This window comes from Streptomyces sp. NPDC093568, from assembly GCF_044764945.1.
GTDB lineage: Bacteria > Actinomycetota > Actinomycetes > Streptomycetales > Streptomycetaceae > Streptomyces.
In genome coordinates this window covers 262,781-288,042 of the sequence record NZ_JBIWJD010000002.1, presented here as the reverse complement: position 1 = coordinate 288,042, position 25,262 = coordinate 262,781, and the positions used below count along the sequence as shown (strand labels likewise).

25 protein-coding genes and 1 tRNA gene are annotated in these 25,262 nt (G+C 71.1%); 20 read left to right on the top strand and 6 right to left on the bottom strand.

The window, feature by feature from the left end; genetic code table 11:
- Positions 1–94: 94 nt before the first annotated feature.
- From ACIRD7_RS10820 to ACIRD7_RS10805, 4 genes are all read left to right on the top strand, one after another.
- Positions 95–168, top strand: a tRNA-Ile gene (locus ACIRD7_RS10820).
- Positions 169–287: 119 nt separating this feature from the next.
- Positions 288–716 carry a DUF1622 domain-containing protein gene (locus tag ACIRD7_RS10815; protein ID WP_403452213.1) on the top strand — a complete coding sequence of 143 codons (429 nt, stop codon included), beginning with the start codon at positions 288–290 and terminating at the stop codon, positions 714–716.
- Position 717: 1 nt separating this feature from the next.
- A complete protein-coding gene (locus ACIRD7_RS10810; RefSeq protein WP_403452211.1) occupies positions 718–984 on the top strand; it encodes a hypothetical protein in 267 nt (88 codons plus the stop codon).
- A 16-nt stretch (positions 985–1,000) separates the two neighbouring features.
- Positions 1,001–1,648 (top strand): RraA family protein, encoded by a 648-nt coding sequence (locus ACIRD7_RS10805; RefSeq protein WP_403452209.1) that lies wholly within the window; start codon positions 1,001–1,003, stop codon positions 1,646–1,648.
- A gap of 78 nt (positions 1,649–1,726) precedes the next feature.
- On the opposite strand, the gene ACIRD7_RS10800 is transcribed toward ACIRD7_RS10805, so the two are convergent.
- The 4 genes from ACIRD7_RS10800 to ACIRD7_RS10785 form a co-directional block, all read right to left on the bottom strand.
- Positions 1,727–2,008, bottom strand: coding sequence for a DUF6510 family protein (locus ACIRD7_RS10800; RefSeq protein ID WP_403452207.1), 282 nt, complete (start codon positions 2,006–2,008; stop codon positions 1,727–1,729).
- A 1-nt stretch (position 2,009) separates the two neighbouring features.
- A complete protein-coding gene (locus ACIRD7_RS10795; protein ID WP_403452205.1) occupies positions 2,010–2,774 on the bottom strand; it encodes a ferredoxin reductase in 765 nt (254 codons plus the stop codon).
- A complete protein-coding gene (locus ACIRD7_RS10790) occupies positions 2,744–3,343 on the bottom strand; it encodes a sulfite oxidase-like oxidoreductase (RefSeq protein WP_403452203.1) in 600 nt (199 codons plus the stop codon). Before ACIRD7_RS10790 ends, ACIRD7_RS10795 begins: the two co-directional genes overlap by 31 nt.
- An 82-nt stretch (positions 3,344–3,425) precedes the next feature.
- On the bottom strand, positions 3,426–4,001 hold the full coding sequence (locus tag ACIRD7_RS10785) for a YceI family protein (RefSeq protein WP_403452201.1): 576 nt from the start codon (positions 3,999–4,001) through the stop codon (positions 3,426–3,428).
- A gap of 345 nt (positions 4,002–4,346) precedes the next feature.
- Between ACIRD7_RS10785 and ACIRD7_RS10780 the strand changes: the two genes are divergently transcribed.
- The gene (locus ACIRD7_RS10780) at positions 4,347–5,546 is read left to right on the top strand and encodes an epoxide hydrolase family protein (RefSeq protein WP_403452199.1); all 1,200 of its coding nucleotides are present in this window, start codon (positions 4,347–4,349) and stop codon (positions 5,544–5,546) included.
- A 60-nt stretch (positions 5,547–5,606) separates the two neighbouring features.
- On the opposite strand, the gene pepN is transcribed toward ACIRD7_RS10780, so the two are convergent.
- Positions 5,607–8,156, bottom strand: a complete 2,550-nt coding sequence (gene pepN / locus ACIRD7_RS10775) for an aminopeptidase N (RefSeq protein ID WP_403452197.1) — start codon at positions 8,154–8,156, stop codon at positions 5,607–5,609.
- Between the two features lie 46 nt (positions 8,157–8,202).
- A complete protein-coding gene (locus ACIRD7_RS10770) occupies positions 8,203–9,456 on the bottom strand; it encodes an acetyl-CoA carboxylase biotin carboxylase subunit family protein (RefSeq protein ID WP_403452195.1) in 1,254 nt (417 codons plus the stop codon).
- 432 nt (positions 9,457–9,888) lie between these two features.
- Between ACIRD7_RS10770 and ACIRD7_RS10765 the strand changes: the two genes are divergently transcribed.
- The 15 genes from ACIRD7_RS10765 to ACIRD7_RS10695 all read left to right on the top strand — a co-directional run bounded on the left by ACIRD7_RS10765 (position 9,889) and on the right by ACIRD7_RS10695 (position 25,248).
- Positions 9,889–10,071, top strand: a complete 183-nt coding sequence (locus ACIRD7_RS10765) for a hypothetical protein (protein WP_403452194.1) — start codon at positions 9,889–9,891, stop codon at positions 10,069–10,071.
- A gap of 60 nt (positions 10,072–10,131) precedes the next feature.
- Positions 10,132–11,460, top strand: coding sequence for a lysine N(6)-hydroxylase/L-ornithine N(5)-oxygenase family protein (locus ACIRD7_RS10760; RefSeq protein WP_403452193.1), 1,329 nt, complete (start codon positions 10,132–10,134; stop codon positions 11,458–11,460).
- A 92-nt stretch (positions 11,461–11,552) separates the two neighbouring features.
- On the top strand, positions 11,553–11,915 hold the full coding sequence (locus ACIRD7_RS10755) for a cupin domain-containing protein (protein ID WP_403452191.1): 363 nt from the start codon (positions 11,553–11,555) through the stop codon (positions 11,913–11,915).
- A complete protein-coding gene (locus ACIRD7_RS10750; protein ID WP_403452189.1) occupies positions 11,912–13,540 on the top strand; it encodes a class I tRNA ligase family protein in 1,629 nt (542 codons plus the stop codon). The genes ACIRD7_RS10755 and ACIRD7_RS10750 overlap by 4 nt, the downstream gene beginning before the upstream one ends.
- Before the next feature lie 4 nt (positions 13,541–13,544).
- The gene (locus tag ACIRD7_RS10745; protein ID WP_403452187.1) at positions 13,545–14,714 is read left to right on the top strand and encodes an FAD-dependent oxidoreductase; all 1,170 of its coding nucleotides are present in this window, start codon (positions 13,545–13,547) and stop codon (positions 14,712–14,714) included.
- Positions 14,711–16,021 carry an MFS transporter gene (locus ACIRD7_RS10740; protein WP_403452185.1) on the top strand — a complete coding sequence of 437 codons (1,311 nt, stop codon included), beginning with the start codon at positions 14,711–14,713 and terminating at the stop codon, positions 16,019–16,021. Before ACIRD7_RS10745 ends, ACIRD7_RS10740 begins: the two co-directional genes overlap by 4 nt.
- A gap of 21 nt (positions 16,022–16,042) precedes the next feature.
- Positions 16,043–17,287: an ATP-grasp domain-containing protein gene (locus ACIRD7_RS10735; protein ID WP_403452183.1), complete on the top strand. Its 1,245-nt coding sequence runs from the start codon at positions 16,043–16,045 to the stop codon at positions 17,285–17,287.
- 50 nt (positions 17,288–17,337) lie between these two features.
- Entirely contained in the window at positions 17,338–18,207 is an 870-nt protein-coding gene (gene ddaH, locus ACIRD7_RS10730; protein WP_403452181.1) for a dimethylargininase, read from the top strand.
- Between the two features lie 27 nt (positions 18,208–18,234).
- Positions 18,235–18,594 carry a hypothetical protein gene (locus ACIRD7_RS10725; protein ID WP_403452179.1) on the top strand — a complete coding sequence of 120 codons (360 nt, stop codon included), beginning with the start codon at positions 18,235–18,237 and terminating at the stop codon, positions 18,592–18,594.
- Positions 18,591–20,375, top strand: coding sequence for an ABC transporter substrate-binding protein (locus ACIRD7_RS10720; RefSeq protein WP_403452177.1), 1,785 nt, complete (start codon positions 18,591–18,593; stop codon positions 20,373–20,375). Before ACIRD7_RS10725 ends, ACIRD7_RS10720 begins: the two co-directional genes overlap by 4 nt.
- Positions 20,365–21,651 (top strand): cation:proton antiporter, encoded by a 1,287-nt coding sequence (locus ACIRD7_RS10715; protein ID WP_403452175.1) that lies wholly within the window; start codon positions 20,365–20,367, stop codon positions 21,649–21,651. Before ACIRD7_RS10720 ends, ACIRD7_RS10715 begins: the two co-directional genes overlap by 11 nt.
- Complete coding sequence (locus ACIRD7_RS10710; protein ID WP_403452173.1) at positions 21,648–22,637, top strand: TauD/TfdA family dioxygenase; 990 nt, start codon at positions 21,648–21,650, stop codon at positions 22,635–22,637. Before ACIRD7_RS10715 ends, ACIRD7_RS10710 begins: the two co-directional genes overlap by 4 nt.
- A 31-nt stretch (positions 22,638–22,668) precedes the next feature.
- On the top strand, positions 22,669–23,349 hold the full coding sequence (locus ACIRD7_RS10705; RefSeq protein WP_403452171.1) for a hypothetical protein: 681 nt from the start codon (positions 22,669–22,671) through the stop codon (positions 23,347–23,349).
- A gap of 37 nt (positions 23,350–23,386) precedes the next feature.
- Positions 23,387–24,730 carry a hypothetical protein gene (locus tag ACIRD7_RS10700; RefSeq protein ID WP_403452169.1) on the top strand — a complete coding sequence of 448 codons (1,344 nt, stop codon included), beginning with the start codon at positions 23,387–23,389 and terminating at the stop codon, positions 24,728–24,730.
- Positions 24,730–25,248, top strand: coding sequence for a YbaK/EbsC family protein (locus ACIRD7_RS10695; protein ID WP_403452167.1), 519 nt, complete (start codon positions 24,730–24,732; stop codon positions 25,246–25,248). The genes ACIRD7_RS10700 and ACIRD7_RS10695 overlap by 1 nt, the downstream gene beginning before the upstream one ends.
- Positions 25,249–25,262 lie beyond the last annotated feature (14 nt).

Here is a 25,262-nt window from a genome sequence, read left to right as displayed (position 1 = left end):
AGGGCATGCGAAGTCGACCATGCGAAGCAGGAGATCGTATGAGCGGCTATGCTGCGGCAGACGGCGCGCACACTTGTACGCGACACGCCGCTATGGGGCGGTAGCTCAGCCGGTTAGAGCAGCGGACTCATAATCCGTCGGCCGTGGGTTCGAGTCCCACCCGCCCCACCGTGCGCCTCTGTGACTCGCGGAAACGTCTCAGCAGAGGTGTGTACTCAGGACTTTGAGCGGACCGGTCCGGCAGGCGCCTCGGTGAGAGGACTCCTGCGGGCGGGTAACCGCCAGTCATGATCCTGTCGTGGGAGGTACTCCCGGAGTCGGACCTCCGTGAGGCGATCGGCGTCCTCGTCCGCCTGGTGGAGACCGCGGGCGCGGTGATCATTTTCGTCGGGGCGGTCTGGGCGTTCGCGCGTTTCGTCGCCGCCCTGGCGCGTGGTGACGGTCAGGGGCGGAGCTTCAACCGGATCCGGCTGACGCTGGGCAGGTTCCTCGTGCTGGGCCTCGAGTTCCAGCTGGCGGGCGATGTGCTGCGTACCGCGGTGGCGCCCAGCTTCACCGAGATCGGACAGCTCGCCGCGATCGCCGCCATCCGGACGGCCCTCAACTACTTCCTGGGCCGCGAGATCGCCCAGGAACGTGCCGAGCTCGAACGCGAGTCGGAAGCCGAACCGGAGCAGGCGGCGGGGGCCCGGTCCGGCGGGCGGAAGGCGCCGTAGCGTGAACGACGCGATCGAGGCAGCCTCGCTGCTGGTCACCGGTCTCGGCGTCGTGTCGTTCCTGACGGCCTACGCGGTCACGCGCACGATCCGCGTCGCTCTCGCGCTGCTCCTGGACTTTCTCACCGCGGCCGGCCTGCTGCGCCTCGCGGGTGATCTGTCGTGGAGCGCCATCGTGCAGACGGTCGCCATCATCGCCGTCCGCAAGGTCGCCGCATTCGGTCTCACCGGGAAGAGCGGAGCGCGAGCGGTGACCATGGAGGAGTGAGAGGCGGTGTTGCTGTGTGAATGACGATCTCCGCAGGTCGGTGGCCGGGGTCAGCTGCGCGTCGCTGGTCGACGCCATGGGACGGGTCCACGGGCACCGCGCGCACATTCTCGACCTGGTCAGCCCTGCCCCGGACCGGGTCCTGTTCGGGCCGGTGGTCACCGTCGCGTTCCTTCCCTACCGTGACGACCTGCCGCAGGCCGGCCTCGGTTTCGCCACCCTGTTCCACCGGGCCGTCGCCGACACCCCGGAGGGCAAGGTCATGGTGTTGTCCAGCGGCGGTTGTCCGGATGCCTCCCACGGTGGCGGCACCAAGTTGTCCCGGCTGCAGAACCATGGCCTCGCCGGCGTGCTGACCGACGGCCGGCTCCGCGATTTCGCTCAGCTCGCCGGTTACGGGTTCGCCACCTGGTGCGGGGGCGAGACCACTCGCTGGGGTGGCGAGACCGTCATGCCGTTCGCCGCCAACATTCCTGTCGAGGTCGGCGGGGTGTGCGTGGTTCCCGGTGACTACGCGTATGCCGATTCCAGCGGCGCCGTCGTCATCCCCGCCGACAGCGTGCACAGGGTGGTGGAGGAGGCCGCCCGCATCGAAGGCGATGAGGACCGGGCCGTCGAGCGGATCCGGGACGAGGATCCCGCGCGGGTACGGCGCGGCGACTAGGGTCCGCCGCGGATCACCGTCGTCGCCCCGACCCGGGGCAGCCGGGAGAAGCGACGGTCGCCGCCCCGGGCGGTGGCTTCACGCGGGCGACATGGGGACGCGCATGTAGACCGTGCCGCGCAGGTCCAGCCAGGCGGCGTCGGGGGTCCGTACGAATCGCAGGAGCACCGTGTCGCAGCTCGGGCAGCGGGCCACCAGGCCAGGGGCGCGGGCGTACACGCGCAGGTCGGCGACGACAGCGGTGTGCCCGCAGCCTGCGCAGCGCCCGGCCGCCGAGGTGACGTCCGCGGTGAACAGTTCCCGCAGGGGGCCGGCGAGCGCGTTGCCGTCCTCGTAGTCCATGGTCTCGAGTCGGTCCATGTCAGCCTCCCGTGGGGCCGAAGCGTTCGGTTCTGATCCGGCGCGGGTCGTGGCCCAGGGCCACCAACTGGGCCGCGGCGGTCTCGACGAAGCCGGTCGGCCCGCAGACGAAGCAGATCGGCTCGAACTCCGGTGGCCAGCCGTGGGTCTGCAGGTCCGCGGGTTGCAGGCGCCCCGCCGGTCTCGGCCAGCCCTCGGGCGCCTGCCGGGTGTAGAGGTGGGTCACGTCCAGGCCGCCGTCACCGGGCTGTGCGATGCGCAGTTCGGAGGCGTAGTACCGGTCCTCCGGGGTGCGGACCGAGTAGACCAGCCGGAAGGGGACACGGCTGCCGAGGCCGCGGCGCGTGCGGATCATGGCCATCAGCGGCGCGATCCCCGATCCGCCGCCCACCAGCAGCACCGGCCGGGTGTCGTCCGGTCGCCAGACGAACCAGCCGCCCACCGGGCCCCGGAGCTCCACCAGGTCACCGGGCTCCATCACATCGACCAGATACGGCGAGACCTCCCCGTCGGGCACGCGCTGCACCGTCAGCTCGATCCGGTCGCCGTCGGGTGCCGAGGACAGCGAGTAGCTGCGCTGGGTGCTGTAGCCGTCCTCGGCCGTCAGGAGCACATCCACGTGCTGGCCGGCCAGGTGCCCGGACCAGCCGGGCACGTCGAAGGCCAGCGTGCGGGCCGAAGGCGTCTCGTCACGCAGACCGGCCAGCCGGGCGGTCTGCCAGATCAGGGGCGCCGTCAGTCGCCCTGGTACCGCTGCTCGCGCCATGGGTCACCGTAGTCGTGGTAGCCGGCGCTCTCCCAGAACCCCGGTTCGTCCTCGGTGAGCAGCCGCATGCCGCGCACCCACTTGGCCGACTTCCACAGGTACAGATGCGGCACCAGCAGCCGGGCCGGGCCGCCGTGCGCCGGGGCGAGATCCTCGCCCTCGTACCGGTAGGCGATCCAGGCCCGGCCGCCCAGCAGGTCCTCCAGCGGGAGGTTCGTCGTGTAGTCGCCGTAGGAGTGGACCAGCACGAACTCGGCCGCCGTCTCCACATCGGCGAACAGCGTGTCCAGCGACACCCCTTGCCAACCGGTGCCCAGCTTCGACCACTTGGTCACGCAGTGCAGGTCCACCGTCGGCCGCTCGCTCGGCAGCGCCAGCAGTTCCCGCCACGACCAGCGGTGGCTCGTCCCGTTCTCGGATCTGATGGTGAACTCCCAGTCCTCCTGGGCGATGCGAGGCGTGGGTCCGGCCGACAGCACCGGAAAGTCCTCGGTCAGATACTGGCCGGGAGGCAGCTTCACATCCGCTGGGCGCGCCCGGCCGTGAAAGCCTCGCGAAACGATTCCCATGGATATGCCTCTTTCCGTCAGGGGTGCACAACACCGACGGCCCCAGGGGCGACACTTCAATTGTGGGAGACGCGAGCGGAACTCACACCTCGTGGCTTTCGCCGGGCTCGAGGACGGCCTCGATGTCCACCACGACATCGACCATGGCGCTGACGACGACTCCGCCCCGGTCGACGGTGTCGTTCCAACTCACCTCGAAATCATGGCGGTTGATGCGGGCGGTGGCCGTGAAGCCGGCGCGTCGCCGAGGGCCGAGGTCACGGTCGTCCTCCCACCAGGGGGTGTCCCACTGTCCCAAGTAGGTGACGTCGAAGGAGACGGGATGCGTGACGCCCCGAACCGTGAGATCCCCGGTGACCTCGAACTCGGTGGCGCTGAGCTGGTGAACGCGTGACCCGACGAAGGTCCACGTCGGGTGGTGTTCGACATCGAAGAAGTCGGCACTGCGCAGGTGGGCGTCACGCTGGGGCTGACCGGTGTACACCTGGGTCGCGTCGACGGTCGCCCGGACGCGGGCCTTCTCCGGCTCGTCGGGATCGACCCGCAACCAGCCGTGCACGTTCTTGAACTGTCCGCGCACGTAGGTGACCATCATGTGCCGCGCGCGGAACTCCGCGCCCGTGTGGCCGGGCTCGAAGAACCATTTGGTCGTGGCCATTTCGGCTTCCTGGCGCTGTTGCCCTGGGGCCTTGAGTCGACCTCGCCCCGCCTCCCACCATGTCACCGGTCCGAACCTTGTCAAACGGGAGCCCGGGGCGGCGATGAGCGGGCCGCACGTCAGGGGGTGATCGACCCGGAACGGGCCGGAATGGAAGTGCGCCTTTTGTGGGTGTTAGATGGGAATCATTACGAACGTGGGGACGAGCCGGCGCCGACGTTGTGCCGTGAGCCCGCGGTACAAGGCGTTGCACGGCGGTGGCCGGCAGATCGGTGGGCGGGGGTTCGGCGGCCGCGTTCGGCGCCACGAGGCTTTCCGGCCGTCCGCGAACCGAGGAGCGCCGTCATGTCCGTCACGGCCGAAGCAACAGATATCCGTCCGTTCCGGGTCGAGGTTCCGGAGCAACAGCTCGCTGAGCTGCGCAGCCGGATCGAGGCGACGCGATGGCCTTCCGGTGAACTCGTCGCCGACCGGTCGCAGGGCGTGCAGGAGGCGACCCTGCGGGCACTCGCCGAGTACTGGACGACCGATTACGCCTGGCGCAAGTGCGAGGCGGCACTGAACGCGCTGCCGCAGTTCACGACCGAGATCGACGGAGTCGAGATCCACTTCATCCACGTCAGGTCGCCGCACGAGAACGCGTTGCCGCTGATCATGACGCACGGCTGGCCCGGCTCGGTCATCGAGCTGTTGCAGACCGTCGGCCCGCTGACCGACCCGACCGCGCACGGCGGCTCCCCCGAGGACGCCTTCCACCTGGTGCTGCCGTCCTTGCCCGGCTACGGCTTCTCGGCCGAGCCCACCGAGCCCGGCTGGGAGTCCGGCCGCATCGCACGCGCGTGGGCGGAGCTGATGGACCGCCTCGGCTACTCGCACTATGTCGCCCAGGGCGGCGACGTGGGCGCCACCGTCACCGACGCGATGGGCCGCCAGGCGCCCGCCGGGCTGATCGGCATCCACATGAACCTGCTCGCCGGTGCGCTCGGCCTCAAGGACCAACTGCCCGCCGAATCAGAGCAGGAACGGGCCGCGCACGACGCGGTCAACACGTTCATGACGGACGGCTTCGGCTACTTCCTGGAGCAGTCCACCCGGCCGCAGACGATCGGCTACTCCCTGCTGGACTCACCCGTCGGGCTGGCGGCCTGGCTGCTCGACCACGACACGGACAGCCACTACAAGATCTCCCGGGCGTTCGTCGACGACGAGCCCGTGGGCGGCCTCACCCGGGAGAGCATCGTCGACAACATCACGCTGTACTGGCTGACGGGTACCGGTGCTTCGGCCGCCCGCTGGTACTGGGAGTTCGGGGCCGCCCTGGCCGCAGCCCACGCGGCCGGCCAGGCTCCGCCGGAGGTCTCGGTTCCGGTCGGCTTCACGACGTTCCGCGGCGAGATCTGGGCGGCCCCGCGCGGCTGGGTCGAGACGGTCTACCCCAAGCTCACCTACTTCAACGAGGTCGACAGCGGCGGCCACTTCCCCGCCTGGGAGGCGCCGGAACTCTTCTCCTCGGAGGTGCGGGCCGCGTTCAGCTCAGTGCGCTGACGAGGCAGTCGGAGGGTGCCGGCCCCCCCCGCAGGGGGAGCCGGCACAACGGCTCAGCGGTCAGTCCGCCGCCGCCTCGTCGTGACGGCGGGCGCGCAGGGCGCGGGAGACGTCGTCCCGGGCGTCCAGCAGCAGGCGGCGCAGGGCGGGGGCCGGGCTGTGGGTGGCCAGGTAGGTGTCGGTCGCGGTCACGGTGGCCTCCTCGACCAGGGCGCGGGGGTACAGCGCGTCCACCACTCCCTTGGCCACGTCGCCGCCGCGCTCGCGCCAGAGGTCCTCGATCACCTCGAAGTACTGGGCGACATACGGGCGCAGCAACTCGCCGCCGTCCTGCGGCAGGCCGCTGAACGCGCCGGCGACGGCCGTCTGCACGGCGTTCGGCAGATCCGTGCGCCGGACGACGGACTCCCACGCGGCCGCCTTCGCCTCGGCGGTCGGGCGGGCGGCGTGGGCGCGGGCCGCGTGGCGCAGGCCGACCGCCGTGTGGTCGCGGGCCGCCTCCGCGTCGACGGCGTCGGCGTCGGCACGGCCCGCCGCCGAGAGCGCGGTGAGCAGCTGCCAGCGCAGTTCGGCGTCCACATCGAGGCCCGGGACCACCAGACTTCCGGAGAGCAGCGCCGCCACCCGGTCGAGGTCGGCGTCGGCACGGGCGGTCTCCGCGAAGGCGCGGGCCCACATCAGCTGGAAGTCACCGCCGGGCTTCGCCCCGTCCAGCAGCTCCCACCAGGTGGCGGCGAGCGCGTCACGGGCCCGGTCGCGGTGGGCGGGGGCGGTGAGCTGGGATACGGCGGTCTGCGCCTGGCGCTGCTGGACCTGCGCCACGCCGAAGTCGGCCTCGTGGGGCAGGCACTCGGCGATCGTGCGCAGATAGGTCCGGGCGGGCAGTTCGGCGCTGCCGACCATGTCCCACAGCGCGTACCAGCACACGGCCCGCTGCACCGGGCCGCGCAGCGCCGTGACATGGCGCAGCAGGGTGACGAGGGAGTGGTCGTCGAAGCGGACGCGGGTGTAGCCGAGGTCGTCGTCGTTGAGCAGGACGAGGTCGGGGCGGTGCACCCCGTGCAGCTCGGGCAGCTCGGTGCGGGCGCCCGTGATGTCGGCCTGCACCCGCCGGACGCGTTCGAGGCGGCCGTCGCGCAGCTCGTACAGGCCGACGGCGATCCGGTGGGAGCGCAGCACGGGATGGTCGGCGGGCGCCTCCTGGAGTACGGCGAAGGAGGTGAACCTGCCCTCGGCGTCCACCGAGAGTTCGGGGCGCAGGGTGTTCGGACCCGCGGTGCGCAGCCACTCCTCGGCCCACTGGGCCAGGTCGCGGCCGGAGCTCGCGGCGGCGACGGACAGCAGGTCGGCGAGGGAGGCGCCCGACCAGGCGTGCCGGTGGAAGTACTCGCGGACCGCCTCGTTGAAGGCCTCGTCACCGACCCAGGCGACCAATTGCTTGATGACGGCGGCGCCCTTGGCGTACGTGATGCCGTCGAAGTTGACCTGGACGTCGGTGAGGGTGTCGATGTCGGCGACGACCGGGTGCGTGGTGGGCCGCTGGTCGGCCTGGTAGGCCCAGGCCTTCTCGACGTTGGCGAACATCGTCCACGACTGGGTCCACTCGGTCGCCTCCGCCTGGCAGCGGGCCGAGGCGTAGGTGGCGAACGACTCACTGAGCCACAGGTCGTCCCACCACCGCATGGTGACCAGGTTGCCGAACCACATGTGGGCCATCTCGTGCAGGATGGTCCCGGCCCGGCGCACCTGGACCGCCTCGGTGGCCAGGGAGCGGAAGACGTAGTTCTCGTGGACGGTGACGCAGGCCGCGTTCTCCATGGCCGCGACGTTGAGCTCGGGGGCGAAGATCTGGTCGTACTTGGCGAAGGGGAAGGGCCCGAAGAGCTCGGTGTAGTGGGTGAGTCCCTGGCGCGTGGTGCGCAGGATCTCGTCCGCGTCGAGGTGCGCGGCGAGCGAGGCGCGGCAGGCCACCGCGAGCGGGATCGGCCGGCCGTCCGGGGCGGTGTGGGTGTCGTCGCGGACGACGTGGTACTCGCCGGCCACCAGGGCCACCGCGTACGTCGGCAGCGGCGGGGTCGGCTCGAAGTGCCAGGTGCCGCCGTCGGGTTCGGCGGGGGTGGGCGAGGTGGAGAAGACCTGCCAGCCCGCCGGCGCGGTGACGCTCAGGGTGAAGCGGGCCTTCAGGGACGGCTGGTCGAAGCAGGCGAAGACCTTGGCCGCCTCGGCCACCTGGAGATGGGTGTACAGATACACCCTGCCGTCGGCGGGGTCGGTCATCCGGTGCAGCCCGGTGCCGGTGTTGGTGTAGCGGCAGTCCGCGACCACGCGCAGCTCGTTGCGCTCGGCCAGCCCTTCGAGCCTGATCCGCCCCTCGGCGTACACCGCGCCCGGCTCCAGCTCCCGGCCGTTGAGCTCGATGGCGTGGATGTGCTCGGGCATCAGCTCGGCGAAGGTCGTGGCGCCCGCTTGTGCGGTGAAGCGGATGAGCGTCTCCGACCGGAAGACGTCGGGGCCCTGGGTGAGGTCGAGGTGGATCAGGTAGGAGTCGGTCTGCAAGAGCCGGCCGCGCTCGTCGGCCTCGGCTCGGGTGAGTTCGGTGATCGCGGACACCGGTGGGGTGCTCCTTGTCTGCGGTGGGAGGGGCGGGCGGCGGCGGTCAGTCCAGCGGCACGGACGTCAGGTGCGCGCCGCTCGCGGCCTCGTCGAGGCTCCGCTCGCAGGCGGCCCGCTCGGGGGCGGCGCAGACGACGTAGGCGTACCGGCTCAGGTAACCGCCCGGGGGCAGGCGCAGTTCGGTGCCCTCGTCCGCGATCGACTCGGCCCGCAGCAGCCCCTCGACGGAGCCGGCGGCGGGGACGGACACCTCCTGGACGCGGCAGTCGCCCGGCGGGTAGGTGAAGCGGATGCCGGCCGTGCGCCGCTCGGTGCGGGTGAGGTCGGGGCGCTCCCCGAGGGCGAGTTCGGCCGCCACCCGGCCGGGCCGGATGCCGGTGGCCAGCTCGCCGAGCCAGGGGATGAGGTCGCCGCCGAGGCGCGCGTTGACCTCGACCACGACCGGGCCGCGCTCGGTGAAGAGGACCTCGGTGTGGGTGATGCCGGTGGAGACGTGCAGCGCCTCGTGCGCGGACCTGAGCACGTGCAGCAGGTCCGGGTCGGTCAGCAGGTCGTCGGCGGCGTCGACCACATGGCCGGTCTCCTCGAAGTAGGGCTCGAATCCGGTCTGCTTGTGGGCGACGAACATCGGCTCGTACACGCCGTCGACGCAGACCCCGTCGATGCTGATCTCGGGGCCGGTCATGAACTCCTCCAGGAGCACGCCGCCCTCGTAGTCCGGTGAGCCGCCGTGCCCGGCCCGTTCGGCCATGGCGAAGGCGTCGTCGAAGGCGTCCGGGTCGTCGACGCGTACGACACCGATGCTGGCGCCCATGCCGCGCGGCTTGAGCACCATGGGGAAGCCGACCGCAGGGGCCGCCTCGCGGGCCTCCTTCAGGGTGTACGCGAGGGCGAACCGGGGCTGCGGCAGCCCGACCAGGGTGAGGGCGGAGCGGGTGCGGTGCTTGTTGCGGCAGCGGTCGGCGCCGTCCACGGTGAGGCCCGGCAGGCCCAGCTTCTCGGCGATCAGCGCGGCGGTCGTCACCATCGTCTCGTCGTAGGTGAACACGCCCGCGATGCGGCGTCCGGACGCGATCTCCTGGGCCGTGGCGAGGATCCGCTCGCGGTCCGGGATCAGCCGGGCCCGGTCGAGCAGGGGCACCACGCTCCAGCCCGCCACGTGGGGGCGCTGCCAGGTCGGCTCGGCCGCGTCGATCAGCCACAGCGGGTGCCGCTCGGCGGCCGACGCGAGCAGGTACTCGCGGTAGCGCTGCTGGCCGCTGCCGATCACTAGCAGGGCGTCGGTCTGTGCGGTCATGGTGCCGGCTCCTCAGCCTCGGTGGGATCGGGCCGGAGGTCGGCCCCGCCGTCCACCATCGCCGTTCGACCACGAGTTGACGGGGCGTACACGGGGCCAGAAATCCGCCAGGCGGGAACCTGCCGGGTGCATGAATCAGGTGAAACCTCCGAAAACCACAGGAAAACGAGCACATGGGGACGAAGAGCTGCTCTCGGCGTGCCGTTTCCGGATCCGCTCGGACACTCGGCGTTACCGGAACGGTCTATTCATTACCGTTTTCCGGCATATGGGCGGTCTGTCCAAGTGCCGTATTTCTGCCAGGCGGTTTGACGGTCGGCAGGGAATCCCGCACTCCGCCCGGCGGGCTGTCAATGTTGCCGAGGCATCCCGAGCGAAACCGCCGGTTGAGGCCCAAGTTCCCACCCGAACTCAACGATTCGAGGAGCACTCATGTCCCGCACCCGTGCTGCCGTGGTCGCCGCTCTGTCGCTCACCGCCCTGGTCGTAGCCCTGACCGGGCTCACGAGCGCCACCAACGGCGACTCCGGCTGGGGTTCGGTCCAGGCCGACGACTCCGGTTGGGGCCGCTCGATCACGCAGGCCGAGGCCGCGTCGACCGAGCCCCGCGTCTGAGCCGTTCAGCCCGCTCCGGCACACCGCCAGGAGTAATGCCACTGCACCGAGGGGAAGTTCATGTCCAACCACGACGTCGAAGTCCTGGCCATCGGAGCTGGCCCGGCCAACCTGGCCCTGGCCGTGGCGCTCGAGGAGCTCGCGCCAGCGAACCTGGCGGACCGCACGCTCCTGCTCGAACAGGGCGACCGGGTCGCCTGGCAGCGCGGCATGCTGCTGCCGTGGTCGCAGAGCCAGGTCTCCTTCCTCAAGGACCTCGTGACCCTGCGCAACCCCAGAAGCAAGTTCTCCTTCGTCAACTACCTCCACGAGACGGGGCGACTGGAGGACTTCATCAACCTCGGCACCTTCACGCCGTACCGCAGCGAGATATCGGACTACCAGCGCTGGGTCGCCGAGTCCCTTGACCGCGTCAAGGTGCGCTACGACTCCCGGGTCACCTCGCTTCGCCCGCGCCGCGACGCAGGAGGCGCGGTCGACGGCTGGGTGGCGCGCATGGCGGACGGCACCACCGTGACGGGCCGTCAGCTCGTCGTGGGCGCCGGGCGCGACGCCAACATACCGGCGGTCTTCCAGGGGCTCGGCGCGGACCGGATCATCCACAGCACCGAGTACATGGACCGGATCGTCGAGCGGCCGCGGACCGCGGGCCAGCGGGTCGTGGTGATCGGCGGGGCGCAGAGCGCCGCCGAGATGTTCCACTCCGTGCAGCAGGACCTGCCCGGCTGCGAACCGACGCTGGTCATGCGCTCGATCGGCTTCAACCACTACGAGACCAGCAAGTTCACCAACGAGCTGTTCTACTCGGGGTTCGTCGACGAGTTCTTCCACGCCGAGCCGGAGGCGCGCGCCCGCATCCTCCAGGAGATGCACCGCACCAACTACGCGGGTCTGACCCCGCCCATGCTGGAGCAGCTCTACCGGCAGGTCTACCTGGACCGCATGCGCGGCCGGGACCGGCAGTCGATCCGCACCATGACCCAGGTCACCGCGGCCCGGGACACCGGCGACGAGCTGGTCCTGACCCTGGTCAACCAGCTGACCGGCGCCGAGGAGGAGATCTCCTGCGACGTCGTCCTGCTGGGCACCGGCTTCCGTTCCGCGCAGCCGGCCGTCATCCAGGGCCTCGCCGACGCGCTGGGCATCAAGGACGTCGAGGTCGGCCGGGACTACCGCCTGGACATCGGCGCGCAGTCCACCGCCACCGTCCACCTCCAGGGCGTCAACGAGGCCACGCACGGCATCGCCGACTCCCTGCTGAGCATCCTCGCGCAGCGCAGCGAGGAGATCGCCCGCAGCCTGATCCGGCACGCGGCACCGGCCGCCGAACTGATCGAGTCCGTACCGGCCGGCAGGGACCGCGAGCCCGTCGTGGCGGGCAGCCACTGATCCGCCCCTTCGCCGCACCCGCCGCCGGACGAAGCGTCACCCCCCACTCGCCCTGCCCGCCCAGCCCCGGGCCCTGTCTCGAAGGAACTCCCTTGGACATCCGTCATTTCGACCGTGCCGCGCTGAGCGCGGAGAACAGCTGGTCGCAGCGACTGCTGCCGTGGCCCACGCTCAACGCGCCCTTCGAGGGGGCCCAGAGCGTCATCCGGGCCGGCTCCTCGTCCCCCCGCCACGCCCACCACGAGTACGAGATCTTCGTCGCGGTCAAGGGTGAGGCCTGGATCGAGTCGCGCGGTGAGCGGCTGCCGTTCGTCGCCGGCGACATCGTGCACTTCCCGCCCGGCCACGAGCACCAGGTCATCAACGACACCGACACCGACTTCGAGATGTTCAGCATCTGGTGGGACACCGACATGACCCGGGTCTTCAGCACCCGGCACGAGAGCGAGGCATGACCATGACCTCCGTCGACGAGCTCGGTGACCGCCGCGTCATCGTCATCGACACCCCGCCCACCCCCAACGGCAGCCTGCACGTCGGCCACCTCGCCGGCCCGTTCATCGGCGCGGACGTCCACGCGCGCTACCTGCGGGCCACCGGCCGCGGTGTCCTCTACTCCTCGGGCACGGACGAGAGCCAGACCTATGTGCTGGCCAGCGCCCGCAAGCTGGGCGTCAGCCCCGAGGAGCTCGCCACCCGCTCCTGGCACGGCATCCGCGACACCCTGGCGACGATGGGCATGTCCGTCGACGGCTTCGCGCCGTATGACGACGGCTACCGGGCCACGGTGCTGCGGTTCGTGCAGGAGCTGTACGACGCCGGCAAGTTCCGGCTGCGCACGGTGAACCTGCCCTACTCGGAGAAGACCGGCGAGTTCCTCGTCGAGGGACTGATCTGCGGCGACTGCCCGATCTGTCTGTCGGAGAGCCGCGGCGGCCTGTGCGAGACCTGCGGGCACCCCAACAACTTCGACGAGCTGATCGGCACCCGCTCCACCGTCGACCCCACCGACGTCCTCACCACCCGTGAGGCCGAGATCCTCGTGCTGCCCATGGAGGAGTACCGGGACCGGCTCACCACCTACTACGCCGAGAAGCTCCCCTACCTCCGGCCGCACATGGCCCAGCTCATCCGTGAGCTGCTGGACCGCCCGCTGCCCGACTTCGCGATCACCTACCCGATCGGCTGGGGCATCCCCGCGCCGTTCGCCGAGACGCCCGGCCAGGTCATCAACGCCTGGGTCGAAGGCATCCCGGCCGTCATGTACACCACCGACTACGCGGCCCGGCAGCTCGGTGAGGAGACCGAGTCCTCCGACGAGCTGTGGCAGACCCGGCGCGACCACGAGCTGGTCTACTTCATCGGCTTCGACAACATCTGGTTCTGGGGGCTGACCCACCTGGCGCTGATCATGGCGCACGAGGGCCGGTACATCGTGCCGGACGCCATGGTGGTCAACGAGTTCTACGAGCTGGAGAACGAGAAGTTCTCCACCAGCCGCGGCCACGTCCTGTACGCCGAGGAACTGCTCAAGGAGGTCCCCCGGGACCTCGTGCGGTTCTACCTCGCGCTGGCGAACCCGGAGAACCAGCGCACCAACTTCAGCCGGGCCGCCCTGGACAAGGTCACCGACGAGCGCCTGGTCCAGCCCTGGCGGCGGCTGAGCTCCCGGCTCACCGAGGCGACCGAGCGGGCCGGGGACGACGCGCTGCCCGTCTCCGACCGGGCCCGCAAGCACGCCGCGATCATGCTGGAGCGCTTCGCCGGCTGCTACGAGCTGGAGAGCTACAGCCTCACCCGCGCCGCCGACCTGATCTGCGTACAGCTGGAGCGGCTGACCCGGTGGGCCGAGGAACTCGACCTGACGGCAGCGGAGTTGGACCGCACGGCGCTCGGTGACCTGTTCGTCGAGGTGCGGGCGCTCATCGCGTGCGCCTCGCCGATCCTGATCGACCTGGCCGAGGCGGCGACGCTGGCCGGCGGGTTCGACGGCTCCCTCGGCTTCGAGGCCTTCGCGATCTCCGAGGTCAAGCCGTTCGCGCTGCCCTCGTTCGACACGCTCCCGGAACAGATCGGCTGACGTCGTGCGGATCATCGTCGTGGGCGGCGGGGTCATCGGCCTCCTCACCGCGCTGGAGTGCTCCCTGGCCGGCGCCGAGGTCAGCGTCGTGGACCGGGGCGGGATACCCAACCCGGAGGCCACCTCCTACGACCGGCACCGGGTGCTGCGCGCCCTGCACCCGGGCCCGGCGGAGGCCGCCGCCGCCATCGAGGCCCACCACCGGTGGGCCGAGGTGGAGTCCCGGCTGGGCACGACCGTCTACCACCGGGTGGGCGCGCTCACCGTGCTGGGGCCGGACGACCCCGAGGCCTCGGCGGCCACCTTCGCCGAACTGCCGGGCGCGCGCCGGCTGAGCGAAGGCGAGACCGCCGAGCGGTATCCGCAGCTGCGACTGCCGCGCGGCAGCCGGGCCGTCCTCGAACGCGACGGCGGCGTGCTGCTCGCCGACCGGATCCTGGCCGGCACCGCCGCGGTGCTGGCCGCCCGGCCGGGCGTGAAGCTGCTGCCGCGGCACCGGGTGACCGGCGTCGAGGCGCCGTTCGGCCTGGTGCGCCTCGAGGACGGCACGGTCCTGCGCGGCGACGCCGTGGTGGTGGCCGCCGGCCTGTGGTCGCGCGAGCTGCTCGGCCCAGAGTCCTCCGGTCTGACGCTGTACCGGCAGACCCAGCTGATGTGCGCGGTGCCCGGGTCCATGCGCGAGGTGTGGGAACGGACCCCGGCCATCCCCTCGCTCGGCACCGCCGAGGGCGCCTGGCTGGTGCCGCCGGTGGGCGGCGCCCCGCTGAAGCTGAGCGCGGCCGTCGCCTGCCGCCCGGTCGAGCGGACCGGCGACCGCGTCGCACCCCGCGATGTGCAGACCCGCCTGGTGCTGCACTTCACCTCCCTGCTGGCCGGCTTCCGTGCCGAGTGGATCGAACGGGCCGAGGACAGCTACTACCTCGCCGACCGGGAGACCCACGGCCCGGTCCTCGGGCAGCTGGGCGACGACAACGCGTGGATCTACGCCGCCTGTGGCGGGTCCTCGTTCAAGTTCGCACCGCTGATCGCCCGTTCGCTGGCCCGCCGGGCCCTGGGCACCGGACCGCGGGTGCCCACCGGCCTGACCGCGGTCGACCACCCCGTCCGGTTGCCCGGCGATCTGGCCGTCCGGGCCACCTCCCCCCACCAGTCGACAACAGGAGTCGCACCATGACCACGGCAACGTCCGCCAAGGCCGACCAGGCGGGAGGGCCGCCCAAGGCCGACCGCGCCGAGTGGCTGATCCTCCCGGCGAACTTCGTCACCTACCTGGGCAACGGCATCCAGCTGCTGGGCGCCTCCCTGCTGGTGCTGGAGGAGCAGCAGACCGCGCTGTCGGTGGGCTGGCTGTTCATCGTGATGGCCATTCCGCAGGTGCTGCTCTCGGTGCCCTTCGGGCGCCTCGTCGACCGGTTCGACCGGCGGGTGATGTGCCTGGTGTGCGACGTGGCGAGCGCGGTGGTCGCGCTGGCGCTGCCCGTCGCCATCGCGCTGGGGGCGTCGACCCAGTACACGGCCTACGCGGTCACCTTCGGCCTGTCGATGATCGCGGCGCTGTTCAACCCCGCGAGCAACGCGCTGGTGCGCGAGCGCGTGCGCTACGAGCGGCTCGGCCCGTTCAACGCCAACTTCTCGATGTCCACACAGGCCGGCTCGCTGCTGTCGGCGGCCGTCGGCGGCTTCCTGATCCAGATCTTCGGCCTGATGCCGATGTTCTACTTCAACGCCGTCACCTTCGCGTTCTCCGCGGTCTGCTGGGTCCTGCTCGGCAACAGGCCCGCGGTGAGCGCGGCCGACGCCGCCGAGGCCGAGGCCGAGGCGCCGGCGACCGGCGGACCGGTCAAGCGCCTGGGGCTGCTGCTGGCGGTCGGAAGCGTCAACATCACCGTCAGCAACGTGCTGCTCGTCGTCCTCGTCATCCAGGTGTTCAAGCAGAGGGAAGGCATCTTCGGTCTGGTCGACGCGCTGGCCGGAGTGGGCATGCTGATCGGCGCGGCCGTCTACAAGCGGGTCTCGCACCGGTTCTCCAACCTGACGCTGGCCGCCTTCGGCTTCTTCGGCAACGCGGCACTGATCGCCGTCGAGCCGTTCCACATCGCCGGACTGATGGCGGCGATCCCGTTCGCCGCGTTCTCCTTCGGCTTCGCGGCGATCTCCTCGCGGACCCTGCTGATGCGCGCCATCGAGGACAGCCGCTCGGGCCGGGTGTTCGGCACCGTCAACGCGGTGAGCCTCGCGGCCGGCCTCGTCGTCACGATCTCCCTCTCGTACCTCGCCGACCACCACTCGGTGGCCTCCGCGTTCTGGGCGCTGTCCGTGCTGATCGGCGTGGTCCCGCTGGTCGCGATCGCCACCATGCGCGGCTTCTACGCACAGCAGGAGGGCGCGGCCCGGGCGAAGGCCGCCGCCACCACCGCCCCCGACCTGCCCGGCGCGACGGACGCGGCCGACGCGGCCGTGGCCCCGCAGCCCACCAACTGACCGAAGGAAGGAGCACGAGCCATGAAACTGCTCGCCGTCGAAGCTCTGCAGAACGCGAACTACTACCTGTCGCGCTACGGGCAGGTGGAGGAGTTCGGGGCCGACCTGTACGTACTCAACGGCCTGGGCGAGGACGACTACTGGCCCGCCGAGCGCTACCGCGTCGTCGGCTCCCAGCAGATCGACGACATCGTCGCCGCCGCCCGCGCCTGGCACGAGGAGGAGCGCTTCGAGGGCGTCCTGACCTTCTCCGAGGCCGGCGTGGTGACCGTGGCCGCGGTCGCCGAGGCGCTGGGGCTGCCCGGCGTCGGCGTGGAGGCCGCCCGCACCAGCCGCAACAAGTACCTGATGCGCCAGGCCCACGAGAAGGGCGGGGCCCCCATCCCGCACTTCCGCTTCGTGCCCGAGCTCACCGACGCGCTCGCCGCGGCCGAGGAGTTCGGCTACCCGGTGATCCTCAAGCCGACGCTGGGCGCGGCCAGCAACTTCGTCTTCCGCATCGAGAACGCGGACGACATGGCCGAGCGCTTCCCGCAGGCGCTGGCGGGCATCGACGACATGTCCTGGTACCGGATGGAGGCCCACGGCATCGACCTCGGGCCGCAGGGCCTGCTGGTTGAGTCCTTCCTGGACGGCCGGGAGTTCCTGTGCGAGGCGGTCGCCTGGGACGGCGAGGTGTACCTCGGCTCGATCGTGGACCGCGTCACCGTCGAGGGCGACACCTTCGACGACGACGTGCACGCCGCGCCGACCTCGCTCGCCCCGGACCAGATCGAGGCCCTGCACCAGGCGGTCCGGGCCGGTGTCCGCGCCCAGGGCGTCACCCACGGCACGCTGCACGCCGAGGTCCGCTACCACCAGGGCGCCCCGCACATCCTGGAGATCGCGATCCGGCCCGGCGGCGGCGGCCTCGACCACATCGCCCGGCTGACCGCGGACCACTGCCCGATCCGGACCCTGATGGACACCGCCCGCGGGGTCGCCCCGAAGACCGGTCCGTACACCCCGACCGGCGTGCACATCGCCGGCATGGCGCTGCTGTGCGACTCCGGGCAGATCGAGGAGGTCGTTGTCCCGGACGAGGTCACCGGCTCCGACAAGGTGTTCTTCTTCAAGATCACGGCCCGTCCCGGGGACATCATCCGCCGTCCCCCGGAGGGCAACTCCATCCTCGGCTTCCTCGGCGTCACCGGCACCTCCTTCGAGGACGCGATGAGCACGGCGACAGATCTCGCCCGCGCCATCGACGTACGGCTGACGCACTGACCCACCGTCACCCGCCCCACCCGTTCCCACACCCCAGGGAGAGAACTCCGATGCCGTACACCGAACCGATCCTGCCGCGCCAGACCGTCCACGAGACCGTCGCCGGCGCCCGCACCGTGACCCGGCGCAGGCTGCTGATGTGCCGCCCCAGCCACTTCGACGTGCACTACTCGATCAACCCGTGGATGCACCCGGAGAAGCCCGTCGACACCGAGCTCGCGCTCGCCCAGTGGGAGAACCTGCGCGCGCTGTACGAGGAGCTGGGGCACACCGTCGAGGTGATCGAGCCGCTGGCCGGGCTGCCCGACATGGTGTTCGCCGCCAACGGCGCCACCGTCGTCGACGGCAAGGTGCTCGGCGCGCGCTTCCGGCACGCCGAGCGCACCGCCGAGGGGCCCGCCTACCTCGACTGGTTCCGCGGCCAGGGCTTCAAGGAGCTGCTGTGGCCGGAGTACATCAACGAGGGTGAGGGCGACTACCTGCTGGCCGGACGCCGGCTGCTGGCCGGCACGGGCTTTCGCACCGACCCCCGCTCGCACGCCGAGGCACAGGAGTTCTTCGGGGTCCCGGTCACCGGACTGACCCTGGTCAACCCGGAGTTCTACCACCTGGACACCGCGCTCGCGGTGCTGTCCGACACCGAAGTCATGTACTACCCCGCCGCGTTCACGCCGGGCAGCCGGGCCGTGCTGCGCGAGCTGTACCCGGACGCGATCCTCGCGACCGACGCGGACGCCGCGGTCTTCGGCCTCAACGCCTTCAGCGACGGCCGCAACGTCCTGCTGCCGCAGGCGGCGACCCACCTCATCGACGAACTGCGCGCGCGGGGCTTCGAGCCACGCGGCGTGGACCTGTCCGAGCTGCTCAAGGCCGGCGGCAGCGTCAAGTGCTGCACGTTGGAGCTGCGCGACGCCGCCTGAGCGACCCCACCAGCCACGGAGCGCAAAGTGATCAACTACGACGGCAAACGGTTCAGGAAGGTGACGGCCGGCCCCGAGGCCCCCGTCGCCCACTACCGCCAGGACGGCGACCTGGTCTGGGGCTCCTCCGCGGGCGCGGACGTCCGCCGCGGGTCCCTGACCGGTCTCGCCGGCCCCGACGGCAAGCTCACCTTCGCCTACACGATGGTGCTGTCCGACGGGCGGACCGTCTCCGGACGCTGCGAGAGCGTCCCCGAGGTCCTGCCCGACGGCCGGATCCGGCTGCACGAGACCTGGGAGCGCTACGGCCCCGACGCCGACAGCGGCACCTCCTGCATCGAAGAGCTCCCCCGCGACGCCACTTCCACCGACCGAGGACAGTCATGACCCGGACTCCCCGCAAGGGCGGCACCATCAGCTGGGCCTGCACCCCCGGCTTCCCGCCCGCCTGCATCTTCCCGCTGCTGCCCCCGGGCCGGTTCGGCGCCCGCAGCCTCTACGAGTTCCAGATGCTCATGTACCGGCCGCTGTACTGGTACGGCACCAAGGGCGACGCGAGCGTCGACTACGAGCTGAGCATGGCCGAGCCGCCCGAGTGGAGCGAGGACGGCCGCACCGCCACCCTCACCGTCAAGCCGTACAAGTGGTCCAACGGCGAGACGGTGAACGCGGACGGCGTGATGCTCTGGATGCATCTGCTGGAGGCGAAGAAGGAGGAGTACGGCGGCTATGTGCCGGGCTTCTTCCCGGACAACCTGACCTCCTACGAGAAGGTCGCCGAGGACAAGGTCCGCTTCACCTTCGACAAGGCGTACGCGCGCAACTGGGTCCTGATGAACCAGTTCAGCCTGATCACCCCGCTGCCCAAGGCCTGGGACCGCACCGCCGACGGGCCGGCCGACGCCACCCGTAACAAGGACGACGCGTACGCCGTCTACGACTACCTGATGGCGCAGAACGGCGACGTCTACGCGGAGGACAACAGGCACCGCACCCGCTGGGCCGACAGCCCGGTCTGGTCGGTCGTCAACGGCCCCTGGAAGCTGGCCGAGTACGCGATGGACGGCCTGGTCCGGATGGTGCCCAACCCGTCCTACTCCGGCCCCAACAAGCCGTACGCCGACGAGTTCCGCCTGGTGCCCACCGACACCGACGAGCAGCAGTACCAGTGGCTGGAGCAGGGCCCGGACGGCCCGGACGCCATCCACATGGGCTTCCTGCCCTTCGACCGGATCACCGAGCCGACCGCCGACCCGACGACCGGCGGCCCCAACCCGCTGGCCGAGCACTACCGGATCGTCCCGCAGATCCTGTACGCCATCCACTACTTCCCGTTCAACTTCTCCAACCCGACGATCGCCGGGAAGATCTTCCGCCAGCTGTACTTCCGGCAGGCCCTGCAGACCTGCCTCGACCAGGACGGCTCCTTCCAGGAGATCTACCAGGGCTACGGCTATCCGACGTACGGCCCGGTCCCGGCCCTGCCGGCCACCGAGCTGCTGTCGCCGGCCCAGAAGTCCAACCCGTTCCCCTTCGACGTGGACAAGGCCCGCCGGCTGCTGGACGAGAACGGCTGGGACACCTCCGTCACGCCGGCCGTCTGCGTCAACCCGGGCACCGGCGCCGGCCAGGCCGGCGAGGGCATCCCCGAGGGCACCCCGCTGACGGTCACGCTGCGGTACGCCTCCGGGCACGAGAAGACCCTGACCCGGCTGCTGCGCAAGTTCCGCGACGACGCCGCCCGGGCCGGCATCGAGCTGGTCCTCGAAGAGGTGCACCCCTCCGTCCTGGTCGGCCAGGACACCACCGGCACCACCACCTGGGAGCTGTCCTGCTGGAACGGCGGCTGGGTGTACGGGCCGAACTTCCACCCCACCGGCGAACTGCTCTACCGCACCGGCGCCGGCTGCAACTTCGGAAGCTACTCGGACCCGGTCACCGACGAGCTGATCGAGAAGACGGTCACCAGCGACGACCTCGCCGACCTGTACGCCTACCAGGACTACCTGGCGGAGCAGGTCCCGGTGATCTGGATGCCCAACTTCCCGCTGCGCGTCTTCGAGGTCGCCAACACCCTGCAGGGCGTCGAGCCGATCAACCCGCTCGGCTTCATCAACCCCGAGAACTGGTACTTCACGGATGAACAGGGCGCCTCCGATGGCCACTGACCTGGCCATCGGGCTCCCGAAGCTGGAGCTGACGGGGCATCTGCTGCTCGCCCTGCCGGTCATGATGGTGTGCTGCCTGCTGGCCGGCCGGCTGGCCCGCCGGCTGGGCCAGCCCCCGGTCATCGGCGAGATCCTCACCGGCATCGCACTGGGCCCCTCGCTGCTGGGCGCGGTCTGGCCCGACGGACAGCACTGGCTGTTCCCCGCGGAAATGCTGCCGGTGATCAACGCGCTCGCGCAGCTCGGCCTGGTCCTGTTCATGTTCCTGGTCGGCTACGAGCTCAACCTGCGGCACGTCCGCGACCGCGGCCGCTCCGCCGTCCTCGTGAGCAACGTCAGCATCGCCATACCGCTGCTCGGCGGGGTGCTGCTCGCCTTCGCCATGTACGACCGGTTCGCCGAGAAGAACGTCAGCTTCCCGACGTTCGCCCTGTTCATCGCGGTGTCCATGAGCATCACCGCCTTCCCGGTGCTCGCCCGCATCCTCACCGACCGGAAGATCGACCGCACCCCGGTCGGGGCACTCGCGCTGACCTGCGCGGCCGTCGACGACATCACCGCCTGGTGCCTGCTGGCCCTGGTGACCGCGCTGGCCAAGGGCGGCTCGCCGCTCTCGGTCCTGCTGACCGCGGCGCTGAGCGTGGCGTTCATCTGCGCGGTGTGGTTCGCCCTGCGGCCGATGCTGGCCCGCGCCGTCGAGCGGTGGCCGGCCGGCCGGAGCGCCCTGCCGGTGCTGCTGTCCGGGATCCTGCTGGCCGCGTTCACCACCGAATGGATCGGCATCCACGCGATCTTCGGCGCCTTCCTGTTCGGCGCGGTCGTGCCGCGGGACAACGCCGTGGTGGCGAGCGCGGTGGACAAGATGCGCTCGCTGACCCTGGTCATGCTGCTCCCGCTGTTCTTCGTCCAGTCCGGCCTGCGCACCGAGTTCCGGCTGATCGGCGACGACCCCACGCTGTGGGCCTGGTGCGCGCTGATCACGGCCGTCGCCATCCTCGCCAAGTGGGTCGGCAGCACGGGCGCCGCGCGGCTGACCGGATTCGGCTGGCAGGACTCCTTCTCCCTCGGCGCCCTCATGAACTGCCGCGGCCTCACCGAGCTGGTGGTGCTCGGTGTCGGTCTCCAGCTGGGGGTCATCACCCCCACCGTCTTCACCATGCTCGTGGTGATGACGCTCGTCACCACCATGCTCACCGCTCCCGCTCTGACCCTGATCGACCGTGTGTCGGCACGCCGGACGCACGCCGCTCCACGTACAGAAATGGTGATGAAGTGACCGCAACAGCAGGCATACCCACCCGGTCCAACCCGGCGGTGTTCGCCCTGACCCCCGACGACACGGCCCGCATCGAGGCCGCCGCCCGCGACCTGTGCAGAACGCTGCCGGACGTGGACGACCCGCGCTGGGTGGCCGCCGCACGGGCCGCGTGGGAGGAACTGCCGGCCTCGCTGCGCCGCACCGCCCGCGAGTACCGCCGCGACTCCGGCCCCACCGGCGCGCTCCTGATCCGCGGCCTGCCGGTCGACGCCACCGCACTGCCGCCCACGCCGATCGTGAAGGGGTCCGTCCAGCGCGAGGTCAGCGTGCCGGCCGCGGTGCTGATGATGACGGCCTGCGGACTGGGCGACCCGGCCGCGTTCCGGGCCGAGAAGTCCGGCGCCCTCGTTCAGGACGTCGTGCCCGTGCCGGGCCAGGAGACCTTCCAGGGCAACGCCGGCTCGGTGGCGCTGATGATGCACAACGAGAACGCCTTCCACGAGCACCGCCCCGACCACGTGATGCTGCTGTGCCTGCGCGCCGACCACGAGAGCGAGGCCGGGCTGCGCACCGCGGGCATCCGCGAGGCGCTGCCGCTGCTGCCGCCGGCCGTCGTCGAGGCGCTGTCCGCCCCGGAGTTCTCCACGCAGCCGCCGCCGTCCTTCGGCGCGCAGGACGAGGAGACCCCGGCCCACCCGATCCTGTTCGGCGACCCCCACGACCCCGACGTCCGGGTCGACTTCGCCGCCACCACCGGTCTGACCCCGCGCGCCGAAGAGGCGCTGCGCACCCTGGAGAAGGCACTCGACGACGTGTCGTACACCATCCGGCTGGCCGCCGGCGATCTGGCGATCGTCGACAACCGGGTGACGCTGCACGGCCGTACCGCGTTCTCCCCCCGCTACGACGGCAACGACCGCTGGCTGCAGCGCACCTTCGTGCTCACCGACCTGCGCCGCTCGCGCGGCCACCGCCCGCAGGACGGCTACATTCTGTCCCGGTGATCACCGCCCCGCCCCCCTCCGAGGAGTAGTCGTGCCCCAACTTCCCATGAACCAGGCCTTGTTGACCGACGCGGTACAGCGGTTCGCGCAGTACACGCGGGTCGACGAGATCTGGCACGACTACATGTCCGCCACCGGAGAGCGGCCCGACCTCGCCGAGCCCGCGCACCGCAAGGCGTTGCTGCGCTGGCTCAACGCGGCGGGCTGCCGCATCCGGTATCCCAAGCCCGGCGAGCCGGACCCCTTCGACGAGGGGCTGGCCGCCTGGTGGCGGAGCCGGGGCGCGGACCTTCCCCGCCGCGCCCTTTCCGAGCTCACCGACGACGAAGTCGGCGCGCTCGGCGACTGCTTCACCGAACTGGCCGCGGCGCCCGCGGCCCTGTCTCCCGCCACCGGGCGCGTGCGCGCCCTCGGCCCGACCGCCGCCGCCAAGGCCCTGCACGCCCTGCGCCCGCACACGCTGATGCCGTGGGACGAGGCCATCGCCGCACATCTGCACGGCGCCCGCGACGGAGCCGCGTACGCGGCGCACCAGCGGCTCGGCCGGGACTGGGCGGCCCGCCTGCTCACCGAGGCGAGGCTGGGCATCGGCGTCGAGGACGCGCTCGCCTTCGCCGAGACGCTCGGCCGCCCGTCCCGCCCGCTGCCCAAGATGCTCGACGACTACTGCTACCTGGTCATCACCGCCGGCGCCAACTCGACGTCGCCGTAGGCCCGTTGGCCGACCTCATTCCTCGAAGGGTATTCACGTGGCTCGCAACGCGCTCACCGCGCAGTTCCTCAAGGCCGTGCCCACGCCGGTCCCGGTGGATCCGCAGTCGGAGCTGGTGCGGATCTTCTACCGGGGGTGCCTGCTGACCCGCCCGCTCTTCATCGAGGCGGACGAACGCCGGCGCCTGCTCGCCGACCTGGACGTGCTGCGCAGCGCCCTGATCAGTCTGCCCGACCGGCTGTTCGACGGCGACCTCGCGGCGTTCGCCCGCGCCCTCGGCATGAACGACGACCAGATCCGCTGTGTGCTGCGCGGACGGGGCACCAGTGTCACTCGGTTCAGCCGTTCCGACCTCTACGCGGACGAGGGCGGGTTCCGGCTGATGGAGTACAACATGGGCAGCGCCATCGGCGGTTCGGACATGGTCCACATCAACCGCGCCCTCCTCAACGACGCGCGGATGAAGGAGTTCGTCGAGGAGCACGACCTGGACCACGTCGACACCATGCGGGCCCACCTGGACACGATCCGCCTGGAGTGCGGGATCGAGCCCGGCAGCCGCCCGGTGATCGCGATCACCGACTGGCCCGAGAGCTACGAGTCGCTCGCGCCGTACATGCGGGCGGTCGCCGAGCACTGGAGCACGCTCGGCATGGACGCGCACGCCTGCCACATCGGCGAGCTGGAGGCCCGCGACGGCGGCCTCTGGCTCGGTGAGCACCGGGTGGACATCGTCAACCGGCTGTTCATGCTGGAGGACGTCGCCTCGGCGCCGGACGCGGTGGCGCTGATGGACCCGGTCCTGGACGCCGCCGAGCGCGGCGAGGTGAAGATCTTCACGCCGATGGACGCCGAACTGTTCGGCTGCAAGGCGGCCCTGGCGATGCTCTCCGACGAGGCCAACCGCCATCTGTTCGACCCGCGGGAGCTGGCCGCCCTGGACCGGATCCTGCCCTGGACCCGGACCGTGCGCGAGGGCGAGGTCACCCTGGAGGACGGCAGCCGCGTCGACCTCCTCGCCCACGCCGTCGAGCACCAGGAGGAGTTGGTGCTGAAGGCGACCCTGGGACACGGCGGCAAGGCGGTGCTGCTCGGCTGGCAGGAGGGCCTCACCTCCGAGGAGTGGGCCGAGCGGGTGCGGGACGCCGTCGACGGCCCGTACGTCCTGCAGCGGCGCATCCGCCCCGTCCCCGAGTACTGCGCCGACGAGGACGGCACCCTGGTGCCGTGGACGCCGGTGTGGGGCGTGTTCACCACCGCCACCGTCAGCGGCGGCGTCTTCGTCCGGGCGACCCGCACGGACTCCCGCGTGGATGTCATCAACCTGGGCACCGGCGCCTCGACCGGCACCGTCTTCCACGCGCGCACCCCGGACGCCTGATGAGCGGGCCGACGGTGACCGAGGACGCCTACAGCCGGCTGATCAGCCTCCTGGACGGCGCCGACGCGCGCTACCGGCTCATCCACCACGCCCCCGAGGGCCGCACCGACCTCGCGTCCCGGCTGCGCGGCCACCGGCTGGAGCAGGCCGCCAAGTGCCTGGTCATCAGGGTCGGACTCGGCAAGAAGCACCGGCGCTACGTGCTGACCGTCGTGCCGGGCGACCGCCGGGCCGACCTCGACCGGGTGCGCGGTCTCTACGACGGCACGGACGCGGCCTTCGCGGCCCGGGACGTCGCCGAGCGGCTCGCGGGCAGCGTCAGCGGCTCGATCATGCCGTTCAGCTTCGACCCCGGGCTCGACCTGCTCGTCGACCCGGACCTGCTGGGCCATGAGGAGATCTTCTTCAACGCGGCCCGTCTGGACCGGTCGGTGGCCCTGCGCACCGGGGACTACCTGAGACTCGCCGACCCCCGGATCGAACCGGTGGCCGACGTGCCCCTGCCCACGGCGGTCTAGAGCTGCCGGTCCGC